Genomic DNA, 18,268 nt, shown 5'->3' with positions numbered 1-18,268 from the left:
CCAGCCTGCGATCTGATCCAGCCATGACGTCATCGACGCGCCGTCCCGTCCTCATGCGGGCACTGCTTGCCTCGGCTTGCGCGGTCGCGCTGCTGACAGGGCCCGCGCCCTCGGCGCCGGCTGTCGCCCAGGAGGCGGCGTCCGCGGTCCAGGATCTCGTCCTCGACAATGTGAGCCTCGCCTTCGGCGACACGCTCGTCACCGCGCCGAAGGTCACGGTGAGCGGCACGCGCCTCTCCCGCGATGATCTGCTCGCGATCTTCAAGGCCGACGCCAAGGACGCGAAGGATCCGGCCAAAGATCTGTGGCCCGCCCGGCTCCAGCGTCTCGATGCCGGCAGCCTCACCATGCCGGAGCTGCGCGTGGAGCGCCGCGACCGCGACCGGCGGCAGGTCGTGACCTACCGCGACGTGGCCGCGCGCACGATCCGGGCGGGGCGCATCAGCGAATTGACCGCGGCCGGCGCGACGCTCTCCGTGGAGGGCGCGCCGCAGGCGGGCAGCGGCAGCTATGGCCGCATCCGCGCCGAGGAGGTCGATCTCACCGCGCTGGCCCGCCTCTACAGCGAGGCCGGCGATGCGAGCAGTCCGCTTCAGCGCCTCTGTGTGGCGCTCGCCGTCGAAAACATCGCCTTCATCGACGAGCGTGGCACCACGGTGTCGATCGCCCGCCTGACCGGCCGCGACCTCGCCGGACGCCAGACGCCGGCGACCTGGCGCGGCGCCGTGGAGGCGTTGGGCGATGGCGGCTTGGCCGAGGACGACCGAGCCAAGCGCGCCCGCTCCGCCGGCCTGCTCGCGGATCTCGCCGAATCGGTCTCGGTCGGCAGCCTCGAGGCGACGGACCTGACCGTGAAGGAGGTGAAGGGCGACGACCCGTTTTCCTTCAGCATCGGCCGCATGAGCTATGCGGGCGGAGCTGAGGCCGGCATCACCCTCGCCGAGATCGGCTTCGGCGCCAAGGAAGCACAGGGCAAGATCGCCCGCCTCTCGCTCACCGGCTTCTCCCTGGAGCCGACCATCGCCGCTCTGCGCCGTCTCGCGAAGGCACCGCTCCCGGCCGGCACCGATCTCGCCAAGGGGGACGCTCCGGCGCCGGACCTGCAGGAGGCGGAGCTGCGCCGCCTGACGCCGGTCATCGGCACGCTGACCCTGTCCGATCTCGGGCTCGATCTCGCGCAGGTGGCGGTGGCCCCCAACCCGGCCGCCCCGCGCGATCCGCTCAAGGCGGCGAAGCTGGTCCCGCTTCCGCCGCTCCATATCGGCCTGCGCGGCGCCAGCATGAGCTTCGGGCCGCCCAAGGACGGCGTGCCGACCGAGACCCGCTTCACCCTGACCGGCCTCACCATGCCGGCCTCCGCCGTCGAGGGCGTCCCCGGTCTCGGCTCGCTCGGCCTCTACGGCTACCGCGACCTCGATCTCGACGCCACGGCCGACACCACGTGGAGCGAGGACAAGCGGGAGCTGAGCTTCAAGGGGCTGTCGCTCTCCGGCAAGAATATGGGCCGCCTCCACCTCGCCGCCACGCTCGGTGGTATCGGCCCCGAGGTGTTCGATCCCGATGCCGCGGTCTCGGGCTTCGCCATGCTCTCGGCCACCGCTAAGGCGCTGGATCTGACGCTGGAGAATGGCGGCCTGTTCGAGCGCTTCATCGACGCCCAGGCGAAGGTGCTGAGCCTCAAGCCCGACGAGCTGCGCAAGGAATACGTCACCGCGAGCGTGATCGGCGTACCGGTGATCCTCGGCAACTCGGCTGCCGCCAAGGCGATCGGCGCGGCGATGGGCAAGTTCGTCGCCAAGCCCGGCACCCTCTCGATCAGCGCCAAGGCGAAGAGCGGCGAGGGCCTCGGCATGGTCGATGTCAGCACCGCCCCGACCCCGGCGGCGGTCCTCGACAAGCTTGAAGTCAACGCCAAGGCCGAGTGACGTTTCCCGCCTTGGTCGAATCCCTCAGCCGGTGATACGAGGCGGCATGACCGACGCTGTGCACCGGCCCGTCTCGCTGTGGTGGCGCTCCCTCTAGGGAGCGGCATCGTTCGGTCATGACAGACGAACCCTGCCGCCGTGGAGCGGCAGGCAGCGTCATTCCGGCAGGTCTCCCCTCACGGCGGTCAAGGCGCGGCTGGAAGCCTTCCTTCACGCCCCTTCGCCAGCTCCGGGCCGCGTTGGCGCAGCGCCCGGATGACGTGCTCGACCTCCTGCGCGACGGGACGAAACGGGCGCGACGCCTGACCGCGGACACGCTGGAGGCGGTCCGCGACGGGCTCGGCGTGTTCACCCTCGCCGCTTGAGGCGGGGCGGCGTCAGTTCGCTGCCGCCACCTGGGAGCGTTTCGCCTTGCTGCCGGACGGGCCGGACGCCTGGGCGACGGCTGTCTTGGTGGCCGTCTTGGCGGCGGGCTTGGTGCTCGGGGCCGTGCTGGCGAGCTTGGCGATCGCCTGTTTCGAGGTGGGCGGCATCGCCGCCATACGCGAGGCGGGTTCGGGCGCCGCGGCTTTGCCGGTGGGCTTGGGCGCGCCCTTGACGGGGCCGGCGGCGGCCAATTGCGGGACCGGCGTCTTGGTGGCCGCCTTCATCGGCACCGCTTGCGCGGTACGGACCGGCACGGAGGCGCCCTTCACCGGAGCGGCGGCCAAGCGCGTCGGGGCCGGAACCGTAGCATCCTTGTGCCGGCCATGGGCCGCCTGCGCGGAGCGGCCGGTTTCGGCCATCATGCGGCGCGGCTCGATCGCCGGCTTGGCCGGGGCGGCGGCGAGCGCCACCGGAGCCGGGCGGAACGGCGCGGCGCGGGCGGCGGTCGGCTGCAACGCCGCCGGTACGGCGACGGCGGCGCTGGCCAGCACGACCGGCGCAGTCCGGGCCGGGCGCGTGACCGGGGCCGCGGTCTCCGGCGCGTCGTCATCGCGCTCGCCCGCCGGGCGGAAGGCGAGTGCGCGGGAGGCGCGTTCGAGCCGCTCGGGCGCGGCCTCGGGCTCGGAGGGACCGAGATCGGCCATCATCACCGGCGCGCGCCCGATGGCGGCGGGGCGACCATCGGTGCGCAGGGTTGCGAGCAGCTTGCGATCGTCGCTGCCGGCGACCGAGGCCTTGCCGGCATACTCGACGCGCACCCGCGCCGTGCCCTTGCGGTGGAATTCCAGCGCGCGGGCCGCTTCCTCCGACACGTCCATGAGACGGCCGGCATGGTAGGGGCCACGGTCGTTGACGCGCAGGATCATCGAGTGGCCGTTGTCGAGGTTGGTCACCCGGACATAGCTCGGCAGCGGCAGCGTGGGATGTGCGGCGGCGATGGAGTGGCGGTCGAAGACTTCGCCGTTGGCGGTCACGCGGCCATGGAAGGCGCTGCCGTACCAGGAGGCGAGGCCCTCACGCACATAGCCGCGGGCATCCTCGCGCGGCACATAGGTCTTGCCCGCCACCACGTAGGGCTTGCCCGAGAAGCGCCGTCCGCCCCCCTTCGGGATCACGTCGCCCTCGTTGTAGAGGCGGCGGCTCGCCTTCACCCCGTATTTCGGATCGATCTCGCTGCCCGAGGACGCGCCGCCCGCGAACTTGGCCGGATTGTTGGCGCAGTTGGCGGTCGTCAGCGCCACCGCGCAGACCGCCAGGAGCTGCAGAGCCGGTCGCAGAACCACCGCCGCACCCCGCGTCGGAGCGTCCGCGGCCGTTCTGATCGATGCCAAATCCCGTGGCATGACATGAGTCATGTCGCTCGCCCGCTCCCCGCCTACGCCACAGGTTCCCGCAAGGCCGCGGAAAGCTGGGCCTCAGGGGATACGCTACGCCGAGCCGGAACAGACGTCCGGCCGTCCCCAGAGGATCGTCCGGACGCGGTAAAGGAAGGCTGAACGGGTGGTCGGGTCGCGGGAGCGCCGAGGCGTTGCGCGCAGATAAGTCTCAAGGACTCGAGAGGAACGCTGCGCGGCGCATGGTCATGGGCCCATCACGGCGAAGGGCCGCCGCCCCTCTCAGCGCGGGTTCTCGCCCAGCACCTGCTCGATCGAGCGGGCGCCGCGCTGCTTGAACAGCAGGTCGAGGGCTTCGAGCATCAGGGCGTGCATCTTGGTGCGCTCGGCATAGGCCAGATCCCGGAGCTGGTCGTAGACCGGGGGCTCCAGATAGACCGACATCTGCTTGGCGCGCTCCTTGAGGGTCCCGGCCCGTGCGGGCGCGGCGGAGGCCGCCAGATCGAGCCTGACGATTTCCGCTCCCGATGGGCTGTTCGCCTTCGCGGCCGAACGGGCTGCGCCCTTCCGCGACCCGCCGGCCGGGCCGGCGGAGGCGACGATCGAGGCGAGGTCGAGCTTAGGCGGCCTTGACATGCTTTCTCGTATCCTTGGCCGTCTCTGCGGCCGCTCCCTTGCGGGTCCGCTGTCCCGCCGCCTGCATGCGGCGCTCGATCCAGCTCCACAGCCGGCGCACTTCGCCCGCGGCCTGACCCTTCGGATTGAATTCGGTGACGCCCTGGCCGACGCCGATGGCGTCCTGATGGTCGTTGCGCGCCACGATGTTGACGTCGGGCAGGATGCCGAGCACCGCGAGCCCGTCGGCGGCATCGCGGATGCGGTAGGAGCGCGGCGGAGTCTGGTTCAGGACGAAGGCGAACTTCTTCTCCAGGCGGTAGACGGCGGCGAGCGTCGGCTTGAAGGCGCGCAGGTCGGCGGGGGTCGGCCGGCAGGGGATGATGCACAGATCCGCCGCGCGGATCGCCGAGAGCGTGCCGTTGGAATCGATGCCGGGAGTATCGATGAAGACGTAGTCGTAGGACGATTCCGCCAGCCGCTCCATCACGAGGTCGATCTGCGTGGCGTCGATCTGGGCCACTTCGGGGCCGTCGGCGGTGCGGTGATCGAGCCAGTCGGTGATCGTGGCCTGCCGGTCCATCTCGAGGATGCAGACCGCGTGCCCGGCTTCCTGTGCGGCGACCGCGAGCGAGATGCACAGGGTGCTCTTGCCGCTGCCTCCCTTCTGCGTGACGAACGTGATTGCTTTCATGCCGGCCACCCCACCGTTCTCGGTTTCGACAGGCTGCCGGTGCTGTGATGCCGGGGCTGCCCAGACCCCGGATTTCGCCCAACATGGTTAACCGCCCGTTAAGGCCGTTGCCGGCTCTCCATCCGCGTCTTGTTGACTTGAGGTTGAGTTTTGTTCGTCGCGCCACCTGAGCGCTTTACGAGAGCGGTGGCCTTCCGCTATCATAACCTAAGGCAATTTTGACTGCAGATAATTTACCTGAGATTGCGTTCTTCCGCCGTTCCGACAGCGAAGCCTGCTCTCATCGGGTCGGTCCTGGGGCTCTCCACGAGTCCCGGCCTGCGGTCTTGCGTGCCTGGAGTCGTGATGCCGGTGCCTTGAGATGACGGCTTTCCAACCTGACCTTCCTTCTGCCTTCGCCGGCTCCGCCTGCCTCGGGGCCTGGGCCCATGATCCGAATTCCAACCGGCTCGCCCTGTCGCCGATCCTGGCCCGCCTCCTGGCCGTGCCGGCAGCCTCGGCGGCCGGAGCGCCGCTGACGCTGGCGCTGTCGGCGGTGGAGGCCGAGGACGCCGTCCGGCTGGAAAGCGTGCTGCGGGCGGCGGGTGACGACGGACGCCCCTTCGAGGCCGAGTTCCGCACGCGTCCCGGCCCCGACGGTCCGCGCTGGCTGCGCCTGATGGGCAAAAGCACGCGCGATCCCGAAACGGGGGCCCTCACAACCCAGGGGCTCGCCTTCGACCTGACCGAGGGGCGCCGGCCGGTCGAGTCGGAGGTCCATCAGGCGCAGCGGCAGGCCAACCGCCTCGCCGAACATGCCGCGGCGATGAAGGGATTGGTCGCGGGCCTGCGCAATCCACCCCTGGCCCGCCTCGTCGACGAGGTCGCCGTCGAGGTCGGCCACGAGCTGGCCCGCCATCTCCGCGGCACCGGACGGCAGGTGCACTGAGGGGCGCGGCTGCCCGGATTTATCGCGGTTGCGCGGAGGCTTCGAGCGCAGCGCGCGGGCGGGCCGGCGGCGCGGGGAACAGCAGCGGGCGCAAGGCCTGCGCCGCCTCGGGCATCGGGCGGGCCAGAGCTGCGGCGAACGCCTTTCGCAGGGCCGAGCAGCCGCGCCCGCGCGCCGGCTTCGGTGAGGTCGCCACCGCGATCGCCGCAACTTCGTGGAGGGGCTGAGGCGCCGCCTCCGTCGCCCTCAGCCCGAGTGCCCGCGACAGGATCGCCCGTCCCTCAGAAAGTTGCGCCGCGCCGAGGCGTGGCCGCGTCAGCACCGCGCCCACCCCGTTCTCGGCCGATGCGCAGATCCGCCTTCGGTCCGGGCTCGGACGCTGCATCGTCTGCAGGATCATCCGGCCGAGATCGGTAAGAGCGGCCGGATCGGCCTCGGCGAGGTTTCGCGCCACGGCCTGCGCGGCCATCCGGCGGACACCATCGACGGCGTCCCCTTCCGAGCGGCCCCGGCGATAGCCGTCGAGATACCACGCGGCGATCGGCGCGATCGTCCCCGGTGCATCGGCCTCCACCGCGTCCAGCAGCGGCACGTCGCGCAGGATCACGGTGCGGGCCCGCTCCGGGCCGGCGCTGTCGTCGAGGGTGGAATCGGGAAAGCGGTAGGGATCGACCCGGCCGGTGGCGACGCCGGCCCTCATCAGGGTGGCGGTGTCGGGGATCATCAGGTCGTCCGGCCGGACTTGAAGGGCAGCCTCGACGAAATCGGCGCTGATTCCGGCGGCGAGGTAGGCGGCGCGCTCGGGCGCACTGTCGGCCGGGATCTCGACGCCGAACGGGCCGGTCTCGTAGGGCGCGTGGAAGCCAAGCCGAGACTCCGCCAGGACCAGCCGCTCGCGCCCGCGCACGAAGGCCAGGGTGCAGGCCGAGACGCAGTAATCCGGCACGTAGGTGACGAGGCCGTGCTCCGCAATCAGCGCACCGATGGCCGCGCCCTCATCGACCAGACCGCCCTCGCTGGTGAGATGGATGCGCTCGACCGAGCCGTGGGCCTCCAGCAGCCCGGCGAGCCGCTCGGCCGCTCCCTCGGTCAGTTCACCGGACAGCCGGATGTCGCGTCCGTCGGGCCCAAGGGTGATGCGGGTCGCGGGCGCGTCCGGCGCGCTCGCAACGGTGTGGGTCGTGAGCCCGCCGCCGACCGGATCGATCGCCCCGCGCGGGCTCGTCGTTCGGCCCGGGCCAGCGAGCAGAAGGCCCGCCATCAGGGCGCCTGCCAGCCCGGCCGAGACGCAAGCAACACCGCGCACGGCCCGCCGCGAGCCAGCCGCCATGATTCGCCCCCGCAGGATGGTTCGGGTTCTCGTTCGACCCGCAAAGTGTCCATCGCGAGAGCGGCGAAGCAAGGCCTTTGCCAGGGCGAAAACACGGCCGGAGGCGGCCCTTGTCGCCGGGGATGGGAGGCGCGGAAGAAATCGGTTTCGTGCGGCCCGGTTTGCGGCAGGCGCTTCCCCGCTTCGACACTATGTCGCAGCGCGAAGCCGGCGCGTCGGCGGCGTCAGGGCGCGGGTCTGAGCAGCAGATAGATGTCCATGATCCAGCCGTGGCGAGCGCGGGCCTCCGCGCGCACCCGGCGGATTTCTGGCGCCACGTCACCGAGCCGGCCGGCGACGAGCAGCTCGTCCGGCGTGCCGAGATAGGCGCCCCAATGGATCGTCAGATCGGGATCGAGCCCGTCGAAGCGCGGGTCGCCGTCGAGCATCACGACGGTGGCGCCGGGTTCCGCACCCAAGCCGTCGCGAAGCCGCCGGCCGGTGGTGATCCGCACCGGTTCGCCGATGCGATGGAGCGGGATGCGATGGGCGGCGGCAAGCGCCTGCACGCTGGTGATGCCGGGGATCACGTCGTAGGTGAAACCGACGCGGCCGCGGACAAGCACGCGCTCCAGGATGCGCAGGGTGCTGTCGTAGAGGGACGAGTCGCCCCAGACGAGGAAGGCGCCTCGCTCGTCCTCGCGCAGATGCTCGGCGATGAGATCCTCGTAGAGGGCTGCGCGGGCCGCGTGCCAGTCGACCACCGCCACGCCGTAATCCGCCGGGCGGCGGTCGCGTTCGGGGTCGGCGGCCTCGACGAAGCGGTAGGGCCGCCCCTGGATGTAGCGGTCGCAGATCTGGCGGCGCACGCCGAGCAGGCCGGCTTTGGCTTCCCCCTTGTCGAGGGCGAAGATCGCATCGGTCGCCTTCAACGCCTGGAGGCCCTGGATGGTCAGGTGCTCCGGGTTGCCGGTTCCGATGCCGATGACGTGGATGTGTCGCACGGTTCACGCTTCCGGCCGGGCTTGGTCCCGGCGACATCCCCGCGAGGGGAGAGAGGGAAGCGGCTTCTTAACGGATCCCGGCTAGTAAGGGAGCCTCCGGATCGGACGGTGCTCGGAGTGGCTGAGGCTCAGCCCACCAGCGCCGTGAGGCAGGTGCCGAACAGGGTGACGAAGGTCATGGTCGCCATGAACTTGATGTCGTCGATGCGCTGGCTCATTGCCTGAACTCCGTTGCGGCTCCTTCGCGGCCGCCGTGATCGTTAAATAACCCCTAACCTTGTGCAGTGGGATTGCGCGGTGCGTTTCGTCACCATTGCTCCCGCTATCCCAGAGGCCGCTCGGCGAAACATCCTTAACGACGACTTGGCGATTGACTGTGGCTCCCCGGCTGATCTGGGACAGGCCGAACGCTTGACGCCCCCTGTGGTTGCGTTGCGCTCGTCGCTTTCGACAGCCGGCCGCTTCGAGAACGAGAAAGCCCCGCCGTGGCGAGCACGGCGGGGCTTTCCTTTTGAAGTCCGTTGGACGGCGCGGCTTACTTCGGCGCGGCGTTGGCGGCCGGGGCTGCGGGCGCCGGGGCGGCGCCGGCCGAGCCCTGCTGCTCCAGCTTCTTGCGCATGTCTTCGCTGCGCTTCTCCATCTCGGCCTGGAGCTTCTTCTGCTGCTCCTCGAGCACCTTCGGGTCGATGGCCGGGCCGTCGAAGGCCTTGCCGAAGCCGGTGAGCGGCACCGCGAACACGACCTCGCGCTGGGTCTGGTTCTGGACCCGGACGTTGAGCGTCGTGCCCTTCTTGAAGCCGTTCATCAGCTCGTTGGAGACGCCGCCGGCCTCGGCGAAGCAGCCATTGGGGAAGCAGACCGCGAACTTGCCGCCGGTCACTTCCTTGCCATCGACATCGAAGCGCATGCCGGGCGCCAGCATCAGGCCGAGCGGCAGAAGGAAGCGAACGACCTTCACCTCCTGCTTCGTCGCGGCGTTCTTCATGTCGTAGACCGCGACGGCGAGCACCGGCTGGCCGCTATCCGACACGAAGTCGCGGGTGGTGTAGCAGACGTCGGTGCCCGAGCCCTGGTCCTTGCCGCAGACCTTGGTCCAGTCGGCCTGGCTCGGCTCGGACTTCACATTGATGAGCTGCGGGCCGGCAGCCTGACCCTGCTGCTGGGCCGGCGCGGCCGGCTGGGCCTGCGCGGGGGCCGGGGTCGGAGCGGCCGGCTTCTTCTGCGCGAACGCGGTTCCGCCCAGGCCGGCGCCCAGGCCCGCCATGGCGAGGATCGCGGCCACGCGCAATGGGCGCGCGGAAGGCTTGGCCATGGAGAACTTGGCAAGGAACATCGGCGTTATGACCCCTTCAACGAATGGCGCGTAGATACGTGCCGCGGTGCTCACTCGGTCCGCCGCGGCCCCGCGGGATGGCCGCAGGCCCGGCCGATCGGTCCGAGGCGCGGCCGTCTTGGCGGTGCGCCGGATCGGCATATGCGGCCTCGGGCGCGGCACGATTTCTACCCGAACGAGACGGCGGCCTGCTTTCCCCTGGAATGCGGCGAAGGCATGACGCCTGCGCCCTACACCCCTGCATCCGCCGCCTCAAGTCGCATGCCCGGCCCGCGTGCGGATTGAAGAGCCGTTCGGCTGGTTTTTCGTCTCGAGCGGTCGTGTTCGGGCTCTGCGGCGAGGTGTCTTGTCCGAAAGCCGGTGGGGACCTTTCGGATCGATGCCCCAGCCGGACGAGGACGAACCCTGGATCGCTTCGGCTCCACCTCGCGATGGCGATGGTGCTTGAACGGCTCAATCCAGATCGCGCAGGTGCCGCGCCGCGACCGCGGAGGCGGCGGTGCGGTTTTCGACGCCGAGCTTGGCGTAGATGCCTTCGAGGTGCTTCGTCACCGTGCGGGGGCTGAGGCCCAGGATTTCGCCGATGTCGCGGCTCGACTTGCCGCGGGAGAGCCAGAGCAGCACCTCCGCCTCGCGGCCGGTGATGGGCAGCCGCTCGCGCAGCCGTTCCAGCCCCGCGGCGGCGGGATCGCCGGAGAGGCGCAGCAGGATCTCCGGCCCGGTGCGGCCGATAAAGCTTAAGGTATGGATGCGCCCCTGCGCATCGGTGAGCGTGAGTGGTGAAGCGGTGCCGGCGAGGCATTTGGCCAGCCAGTCGCGTCCGCTCGGGGGAAGGCTCAGGGGCTCGCTGGCTCCCAGCGCGGCGAGCACCTGTGCGGCCTGCGGCGTACACCACAGGACTGCGCCCGCGGCATCGACGGCGAACAAGGTGCGCCCGGCGGTGTCGAGCGCCGCCCGGGCGCTCTGCGCGGCCCGCGCGCTCGCGAGGTGGACGCGGATGCGCGCCAGGATCTCGTCGGGGGCGATGGGCTTGGTGACGTAGTCGGTCCCGCCCGCGCCCAGGCCCTTCACGATGTGCTCGGTCTCCGACAGCCCGGTCATGAAGATGACCGGCACGTGGGCGAGATGGCCCTTGGCCTTGAGCCGGCGACAGGTTTCGAACCCGTCCAGGCCCGGCATCACCGCGTCGAGCAGGATGATGTCGGGGGTGATTTCTTCGACGAGGTCGAGGGCGAGGTCGCCGCCCACCGCCACCAGCACGGTGGCGCCGGAGCGCTCGATCGCCTCGGTGAGGAAGCTGAGCGTATCGGGGGAATCATCGACGACGAGGACGATGTCGCGCCGCGTGTCAGGCATCGCGGGCCAATCCCTCCAGAACGCCGACATAGCGGCGCATGTCGTAGGCCGTCACCAGCCCGCGCATCTGCGCGATGAAGGCGGGCGGCACGGCGGCATCGGTCTCCAACTCGGTGAGCTTGGCCTCGATGCCGCGGACATGGCCGATGCGGCCAAGGCGCAGCAGCGCGGCGACGTGCTCGGCCGGCACGGCGCCTCCACGCGCGGCGTCTCCCGTCGGCACCTCGGCCGGGCGCTCGGGCCGCATGATCGGGCGGCCCTCCGGGGGCGCGACGGGCGGCGGGCGGGTGGTGCCCAGAAGGCCGGTGATCCTCTCCAGGAAATCCTGCATGTCGAAGGGCTTGGCGATGATGTCGTCGTGTGGCGCATCCGCCCCGCGGCTCGGGCTGATTTCGTGGACATTGGCCGACATCATCGCGATCCGGGCGGTGAAGCCGGTCTCGCGCAACGTCTTGGCCACCTCCCAGCCGCTGAGGCCCGGCATGGCGATGTCGAGCAGGATCAGGGCCGGCTCGCGCGCCTTGGCCAGGGCGAGGCAGGCCGGGCCGTCCGGCGCCTCGGCAACCGTGAAGCCCAAGGGCTCCAAGATCTCGCGCATCAGCGCGCGGTGGGCGGGATCGTCGTCGGCGACAAGAACGAGGCGGCCGGCCTCCGTCGGGGCCGGGCGTGCCCAGGCGGCGGGCGGCGGCATCGCGGCGGGTGCCGGGCGGTTCACCGAGGCCAGCATCAGCCGCACCCGGAAACAGGTGCCCTCCCCGACCCGGCTCTCGACGGTGATCTCGCCGCCCATCACCTGCGCCAGCAGATGCGCGATGGTGAGCCCGAGGCCCGTGCCCGGCGCCGCGCGGGCGGCGGGCATCGAGCCGCGCTCGAACGGCTCGAAGATCCGGCCGAGATCGGCCTCCGGAATGCCGAGTCCGGTGTCGCGGATCGTGAAGACGGCGACCTGCCCGCGATAGGTCATCTCCAGCGCGACCTCGCCCTCGGGCGTGAACTTGATCGCGTTGGACAGCAGGTTGAGCAGGATCTGGCGCAGGCGCTTCTCGTCGGTCGCCACCACGGCCGGCAGGATTTCAGGCCGGGTGAAGCGGAAACGCAAGCCCGCGCCTTCGGCCTGGAGCCGCACCATGTCGACGATCTGGGCGAGGAAGTCGGCGAGCCGGATCTCGTTGCGGTGGGTCTGGAGCCGCCCCGCCTCCATCCGTGAGATATCGAGCAATCCGTCGATCAGGCCGGAAAGATGCTGGGCGCTGCGGCGGATCACCCGGATGCCGTTGCGGCGCGGCTCCGGGATGCTGGGATCGCCCTCCAGCAATTGCGCGTAGCCGAGCACGGCGTTGAGCGGCGTGCGCAATTCGTGGCTGATGCCGACGACGTAGCGGCTTTTGGCAAGGTTGGCGGCCTCCGCCGTCTCCTTGGCCTGCTGCAGCTTGGCGTCGGTGATCTTGTGGGCGGCGATTTCGGCCTCGTAGAGGACAGTCTGGCGCGCGGTCTCCTCCTGCGCGACGCGGCGGCTCTCCTGGGCCAGCACGAACAGCCATGCGACCACGCCGAGAATGACGATCAGGATGAAGAACAGGCTGGTGAGCGCCGCGCGCAGGGTCTCGCCATGCTCCGGATGCGCGGCGGCCGCACCCGCATGGACGATGACGAGGATCAGCCCGATCACCGTGATCAGGGTCAGCATCAGCGCGAGGTAGCGGCCGAGCGGCGCGCCGATCCAGGCAGCGGTGCGGGCGGGCAGCACGCGGGCGAGCGCGTCGTGGGCCTGCACCTCCAGCCGCCCATGCGGCTTGCACAGGTCGCCGCAGCGGGCATCGAGCGAGCAGCACAGCGAGCAGATCGGCCCTGAATAGGCCGGGCATTGGGCCATGTCCTCGGCCTCGAACGGGTGCTCGCAGACCCGGCAGGTAATCTCCGCCCGGTCCCAGGCCGCCTGCGGTTCGCGGGCGAGGTAGCGCTTGCCCCCGGTCGCCAGGGCGATGGCGGGTGCGGCGGCAAACGCCGTGGCGAGCGCCAGCATCGGCGCGAAGGGCTGCAGGGCGTCGCCGAACAGGCCGGCATGGACGAGGCAGCCGGCGAGCAGCGAGAGCACCATTGCCCCGGTGCCGACGGGGTTGATGGCGTAGAGATGCGCGCGCTTGAACTCGATGCCCGGCGGCGACAGCCCGAGCGGCTTGTTGACCGCCAGATCCGCGGCGAGCGCCCCGACCCAGGCCGAGACCACGCAGGCATAGAGCGGCAGCGTGCTCTCGATGGTCTTGTCGATGCCGAGTTCCATCAGCAGCAGCGCGATGGCGACGTTGAACACGAGCCAGACCACCCGGCCCGGATGGCTATGGGTGAGGCGCGAGAAGAAGTTCGACCACGCGATCGAGCCGGCATAGGCGTTGGTCACGTTGATCTTGAGCTGCGAGATCACCACGAACAGGCCGGTCAGCGCCAGCGCGATGCCGGGCGAGTTCGAGACGTAGCCGAAGGCGACCGCGTACATCTGCGTCGGCCCGGCGGCGCGCTCCGGCGAGACGCCGTGGCCGAGGGCCAGCACCGTGAGAAAGGCGCCGAGCAGGATCTTGAGCATCCCCGGTACGATCCAGCCGGCGCCGGCTGAGAGCACCCCGACCCACCAGCGCCAATCACCCCTCCCCTGGGGGGGCGGCATGAACCGCAGAAAGTCGACCTGCTCGCCGACCTGGGCCAGCAGCGCCAACAGGATGCCGGAAGCGAGCCCAAACAGGCGCAGATCGAAGCCGGCGCCCGCGGCTTCCAGGCCGGGATAGCCGGTGAAGGCCTCGAACGGCACCGGCCCCGAGAACCAGATGCAGAGGAGCGGCAGCAGGTTGAGGCCGATCCAGAGCGGCTGTGTCCAGAGCTGGAAGCGGCTGATGAGGCGGATGCCGTAGATCACGAGCGGGATCACCGCCCCCGCACTGACGATGTAGCCGATCCAGAGCGGCAGGCCGAAGCAGAGCTGCAGCGCCAGCGCCATGATCGCCGCTTCGATGGCGAAGAACAGGAAGGTGAAGCCGGCATAGATCAGCGAGGTGATCGTCGAGCCGAGATAGCCGAAGCCCGCTCCGCGGGTGAGGAGGTCGATATCGACCCCGTAGCGCGCGGCGTAGATCGTGATCGGCGCGGCAGTGGCGAAGATGATGAGCCCGACGACGAGCACGGCGGCGAAGGTGTTGGTGAAGCCCGTGGCGAGCACCAGCGTGCCGCCGATGGCTTCGAGCGCCAGGAACGAGAGCGAGCCCAAAGCCGTCTGCGCGATGCGGAAGGACGACCAGCGCCGCGCCTTCTTCGCGGTGAAGCGCAGCGCATAGTCTTCCAGCGTCTCGTCGGCGACGAGGCGGTTGTAGTCCCGGCGGATCGGGATGATGGACCGGGCGCTCAGGGGGCCGTCCTCACGATGGGCGGATCACCGGCTTGCAACGGATGTGCCGCCCGAGTGGTCCGTCACGGCGCTGCACGCTCCATCCCCAGAGCATCGTCTCCGAAATCGGGTCCAGGACGATGCTCTGGCTTTCTGTTTTTTCATCGTCTCTTTCCGAAAGCCGGCGACCACCTTTCGGGACGATGGTCTAACGGTCGGCGCTCACGGAATCGAGAGCGGCACGCTACGGCCCGGTCTGCCGGGCGGACATACGCAAAACAGCGTATGGGCCGTGGCCCGCCATCAAGCCTAGCCTTCCCCTCGTTCGAGCACGGCCGCCGACCGGCAGAGCCGTGCCGAAGCCAGATCAGGGGTTGAGGCACGATGGCGGACGACAAGAAGGGCCTGGACTCGGCCCTGCGGCGCAAGCTTCTCATGGGTCTCGCGGGGCTTCCCGCGCTGGCGATGATGCCACGGATGGCGTTTGCCGCCGCGCCGACCTCGGCCGTCAACACGACCGGGCTCGCGGTGACCGACACGGAGGTCACGGTCGGCATCCTGCACTCGGCGACCGGCACCATGGCGATCTCCGAGACCGGCTCGATCCAGGCCGAGAAGCTCGCCATCGCCCAGATCAACGAGATGGGCGGTGTGCTCGGCCGCAAGATCAAGGTGATCCAGGAGGACGGCGCCTCCGATTGGCCGACCTTCGCCGAGAAGGCCAAGAAGCTCCTCGTCAACGACCATTGCGCCGCGGTGATGGGCTGCTGGACTTCCGCCTCGCGCAAAGCCGCGCTGCCGGTCTTCGAACAGTATAACGGCCTGCTCTACTACCCGACCTTCTACGAGGGCCTGGAGCAGTCCAAGAACGTGATCTATACCGGCCAGGAGGCGACCCAGCAGATCCTCGCCTCGCTCGATTGGGTGGCCAAGGAGAAGGGCGCCAAGTCGTTCTTCATGGTCGGCTCGGATTACATCTGGCCGCGCACCTCGAACAAGATCGCCCGCAAGCACATCGAGAACGTGCTCAAGGGCACGGTTGCCGGTGAGGAATACTTCCCGCTCGGCCACACCCAGTTCAATTCCGTCATCAACAAGATCAAGCTCAAGAAGCCGGACGTGATCTTCGCCGACGTGGTCGGCGGCTCGAACGTGGCCTTCTACAAGCAGCTCAAGGCGGCGGGCATCGACCTCAACAAGCAGACCCTGCTGACGATCTCGGTGACCGAGGACGAGATCGACGGCATCGGCGGCGACAACATCGCCGGCGCTTATTCCTGCATGAAGTACTTCCAGTCGCTCAAGAACCCGAACAACGAGAAGTTCGTGGCCGCCTTCAAGAAGATGTGGGGCGACAAGACCGTCATCGGCGACGTGACCCAGGCCGCCTATCTCGGCCCGTTCCTATGGAAGATGGCGGTGGAGAAGGCCGGCTCCTTCGATGTCGACAAGGTCGCCGCGGCCTCCGCCGATATCGAGTTCAAGGAAGCGCCGGAAGGCTACGTGAAGGTGCACCCGAACCATCACCTCTGGTCGAAGACCCGCGTCGCCAAGGCCCTGCCGAGCGGCCAGTTCGAGGTGGTCTACGAGAGCCCCGAGCTGATCGAGCCGAACCCCTTCCCGAAGGGCTACCAGTAGTCGGCCTACGTCTTGCAGGGCTGATCCCCTCCCCTGACCTCATCCTGAGGTGGCCGCGCCCGCGGCCCTCGGAGGAGGGGGCCAGGGATCTCGCGCACGCCGGAGGCCTCCTTCGAGGCCTCCGCTACGCTCCGGCACCTCAGGATGAGGTGATCTGGATGGATTGACCGAGTGAAGGCCTGTCCGGGCCGGATCGGAGATCACACCATGTTCGGCGACTATTCGCTCGCAGACCTCAGCTCGATCTTCGTGATGCAGGGCTTCGCAGGTCTGATCCTGTTTTCCGTCTACGTGCTGATGGCTTTGGGCCTGGCGATCATCTTCGGCCAGATGGGCGTCATCAACATGGCCCACGGCGAGTTCATGATCCTGGGCGCCTACGTCACCTATCTCTGCTCGACCTTCTTCCAGACCTACCTGCCCTCGCTGTTCGGCGCGTACTTCTTCGTCGCCATGGCGCTCGCCTTCCTGGCGTCCGGGGCGATGGGGATGCTGGTGGAATGGGCGCTGATCCGCCACCTCTACAAGCGCCCGCTCGACACGCTGCTCGCGACCTGGGGCCTCTCGCTGATCCTGCAGCAGGCCTACCGCACGATCTTCGGCCCGCGCGAGGTCGGCGTCGAACTGCCCTCGTGGATGATGGGCTCGATCCCCGTCACCGATTCCATCGAGGTGCAGATCAACGGCCTGTTCGTGATCGCGGTCACCACCGTCATCACGCTTGGCGTCGCGGTGCTGATGTACCGCTCGCGCTTCGGCGCGCAGATCCGCGCGGTGATGGGCAACCGCCCGATGGCGGGCGCCGTCGGCATCGATACCGAGAAGGTCGATCGCACCACCTTCGGCCTTGGCTGCGGCATTGCCGGCATCGCCGGCTCGGCCTTCACGATGATCGGCTCAACCGGGCCGACCTCGGGCCAGCTCTACATCGTCGATACCTTCCTGATCGTGGTCTTCGGCGGCGCGGCGAGCCTGCTCGGCACCATCGCCTCGGCCTTCTCGATCTCGCAGACCCAATCCACCCTCGAATTCTTCCTCTCCGGCTCGATGGCCAAGGTGCTCACCCTGCTCGCGGTGGTGGGAATCCTGATGCTGCGGCCGCAGGGCCTGTTCACCCTCAAGGTCCGTCGCTGAGGAGCGCGCCCCCATGACGAACCAAAAGACGAGCCCCGTTCAGTCCCTGTCGAAGGCGGTCACCGTCAACGACAACCCCTTCATGAAGCCGGTCGAGTGGGTCAGCCTTGCGCTGCTGGCCGGCGTGATCCTGGTGGTCCTGCCGCTCATGCTCGACGGCTTCCGCCTCAACCTCGTCGGCAAGTATCTCACCTACGCCTTCGTCGCGCTGGGCCTCGTCATCTGCTGGGGCTATGCCGGCATCCTCTCCCTTGGCCAGGGCGTTTTTTTCGGATTGGGCGGTTATTGTATGGCGATGTACTTGAAGCTTGAGGCTTCGAGTGTCGAAAATACGAAAATCCAGTCGACGCCGGGCATTCCCGACTTCATGGATTGGAACCAGATCACGGAGCTTCCCTGGTTCTGGCACCCGTTCCAGAGCCTGCCGCTGACGCTGCTCCTTGTTGTCGCGGTGCCGGTGGCTTTCGCCTTCCTCATCTCGGTGGCGATGTTCAAGCGCCGCGTCGGCGGCACCTATTTCGCCATCATCACCCAGGCCATCGCCGCGATTTTGACGATCCTGATCGTCGGCCAGCAGGGCTATACCGGCGGCATCAACGGCATCACCGATCTGCGCACCCTCCACGGCTGGGACATCCGCCAGGATAGCGCGAAGTTCATCCTCTACTTCGTCAATGGCGGCCTGCTGATCGGCTGCATCCTGATGGCGCAGTACGTGAAGAAGTCGAAGCTCGGGCGCATCCTCGTCGCCATGCGCGAGAAGGAGGACCGGGTCCGGTTCTCGGGCTACTCGGTGGCGGGCTTCAAGGTGTTCGCCTACTGCCTCGCGGCCGCCTTCGCGGCGATCGGCGGGGCGATGTTCACCCTGCAGGTCGGGTTCATGTCGCCCTCTTTCGTCGGCATCGTACCCTCGGTCGAGATGGTGATCTACACCGCGGTCGGCGGGCGCCTCTCGCTCTTCGGCGCGGTCTGGGGAACGCTGCTGGTCAACTGGGCCAAAACGAGCTTTTCGGAATCCTTCCCCGATCTCTGGCTGTTCGGCCTCGGCGGCCTGTTCATCGCCGTGGTGCTGATCTTCCCCAACGGTCTCGCCGGCATCTGGCGCGAGCACATCGAACCCCGCCTGTTCCGCAAGGCCAAGGGTCTGGCGCCCGTCGCCGGCTCCGCCCTGCCCCACGGCACCCCGGCCGAGTGAGGAC

General features: G+C 69.1%; 14 protein-coding genes. 6 read left to right on the top strand and 8 right to left on the bottom strand.

The features are described from left to right. Window positions 1-23 precede the first annotated feature (23 nt). Both ASF53_RS20655 and ASF53_RS26895 read left to right on the top strand, forming a co-directional pair. The gene (locus ASF53_RS20655) at window positions 24-1,925 is read left to right on the top strand and encodes an aq_1923 C-terminal domain (RefSeq protein ID WP_200943285.1); all 1,902 of its coding nucleotides are present in this window, start codon (window positions 24-26) and stop codon (window positions 1,923-1,925) included. Between the two features lie 239 nt (window positions 1,926-2,164). Beyond that, complete coding sequence (locus tag ASF53_RS26895) at window positions 2,165-2,290, top strand: hypothetical protein (RefSeq protein WP_286134584.1); 126 nt, start codon at window positions 2,165-2,167, stop codon at window positions 2,288-2,290. Window positions 2,291-2,302: 12 nt separating this feature from the next. On the opposite strand, the gene ASF53_RS20650 is transcribed toward ASF53_RS26895, so the two are convergent. The 3 genes from ASF53_RS20650 to ASF53_RS20640 form a co-directional block, all read right to left on the bottom strand. Further along, window positions 2,303-3,706: a septal ring lytic transglycosylase RlpA family protein gene (locus tag ASF53_RS20650; RefSeq protein WP_056203088.1), complete on the bottom strand. Its 1,404-nt coding sequence runs from the start codon at window positions 3,704-3,706 to the stop codon at window positions 2,303-2,305. Window positions 3,707-3,967: 261 nt separating this feature from the next. Beyond that, window positions 3,968-4,321: a ribbon-helix-helix domain-containing protein gene (locus ASF53_RS20645; protein WP_056203087.1), complete on the bottom strand. Its 354-nt coding sequence runs from the start codon at window positions 4,319-4,321 to the stop codon at window positions 3,968-3,970. After that, window positions 4,305-4,994: a division plane positioning ATPase MipZ gene (locus tag ASF53_RS20640; RefSeq protein WP_056203870.1), complete on the bottom strand. Its 690-nt coding sequence runs from the start codon at window positions 4,992-4,994 to the stop codon at window positions 4,305-4,307. The genes ASF53_RS20645 and ASF53_RS20640 overlap by 17 nt, the downstream gene beginning before the upstream one ends. A 361-nt stretch (window positions 4,995-5,355) precedes the next feature. Here ASF53_RS20640 and ASF53_RS20635 point away from each other — a divergent pair, with 361 nt between their 5' ends. Continuing rightward, window positions 5,356-5,922: a hypothetical protein gene (locus ASF53_RS20635; protein WP_056203084.1), complete on the top strand. Its 567-nt coding sequence runs from the start codon at window positions 5,356-5,358 to the stop codon at window positions 5,920-5,922. A gap of 19 nt (window positions 5,923-5,941) precedes the next feature. Here the strand turns inward: ASF53_RS20635 and ASF53_RS20630 are convergent, their stop codons facing one another. The 5 genes from ASF53_RS20630 to ASF53_RS20610 form a co-directional block, all read right to left on the bottom strand. Then, entirely contained in the window at window positions 5,942-7,252 is a 1,311-nt protein-coding gene (locus ASF53_RS20630; RefSeq protein ID WP_056203081.1) for a COG3904 family protein, read from the bottom strand. A gap of 224 nt (window positions 7,253-7,476) precedes the next feature. Next, window positions 7,477-8,235: a precorrin-6A synthase (deacetylating) gene (cobF, locus tag ASF53_RS20625; RefSeq protein WP_056203079.1), complete on the bottom strand. Its 759-nt coding sequence runs from the start codon at window positions 8,233-8,235 to the stop codon at window positions 7,477-7,479. Between the two features lie 535 nt (window positions 8,236-8,770). Further along, window positions 8,771-9,568 carry an invasion associated locus B family protein gene (locus tag ASF53_RS20620; protein WP_056203076.1) on the bottom strand — a complete coding sequence of 266 codons (798 nt, stop codon included), beginning with the start codon at window positions 9,566-9,568 and terminating at the stop codon, window positions 8,771-8,773. A gap of 453 nt (window positions 9,569-10,021) precedes the next feature. Next, window positions 10,022-10,924, bottom strand: a complete 903-nt coding sequence (locus ASF53_RS20615) for a response regulator transcription factor (RefSeq protein ID WP_056203072.1) — start codon at window positions 10,922-10,924, stop codon at window positions 10,022-10,024. Further along, window positions 10,917-14,132, bottom strand: coding sequence for a hybrid sensor histidine kinase/response regulator (locus ASF53_RS20610; RefSeq protein WP_056203867.1), 3,216 nt, complete (start codon window positions 14,130-14,132; stop codon window positions 10,917-10,919). The genes ASF53_RS20615 and ASF53_RS20610 overlap by 8 nt, the downstream gene beginning before the upstream one ends. Before the next feature lie 549 nt (window positions 14,133-14,681). Between ASF53_RS20610 and urtA the strand changes: the two genes are divergently transcribed. The 3 genes from urtA to urtC all read left to right on the top strand — a co-directional run bounded on the left by urtA (window position 14,682) and on the right by urtC (window position 18,264). After that, the gene (urtA, locus tag ASF53_RS20605; protein WP_012254636.1) at window positions 14,682-15,935 is read left to right on the top strand and encodes an urea ABC transporter substrate-binding protein; all 1,254 of its coding nucleotides are present in this window, start codon (window positions 14,682-14,684) and stop codon (window positions 15,933-15,935) included. Between the two features lie 207 nt (window positions 15,936-16,142). Further along, entirely contained in the window at window positions 16,143-17,069 is a 927-nt protein-coding gene (gene urtB, locus ASF53_RS20600) for an urea ABC transporter permease subunit UrtB (RefSeq protein WP_056203068.1), read from the top strand. Between the two features lie 13 nt (window positions 17,070-17,082). Next, window positions 17,083-18,264, top strand: a complete 1,182-nt coding sequence (urtC, locus tag ASF53_RS20595) for an urea ABC transporter permease subunit UrtC (protein ID WP_056203065.1) — start codon at window positions 17,083-17,085, stop codon at window positions 18,262-18,264. Window positions 18,265-18,268 lie beyond the last annotated feature (4 nt).

The sequence above is a fragment of the Methylobacterium sp. Leaf123 genome (assembly GCF_001423405.1).
In the GTDB taxonomy this organism is placed as follows: domain Bacteria; phylum Pseudomonadota; class Alphaproteobacteria; order Rhizobiales; family Beijerinckiaceae; genus Methylobacterium.
The sequence above is the reverse complement of the archived record's forward strand: the minus strand, read 5'-3'. Positions and strand labels throughout refer to the sequence as shown.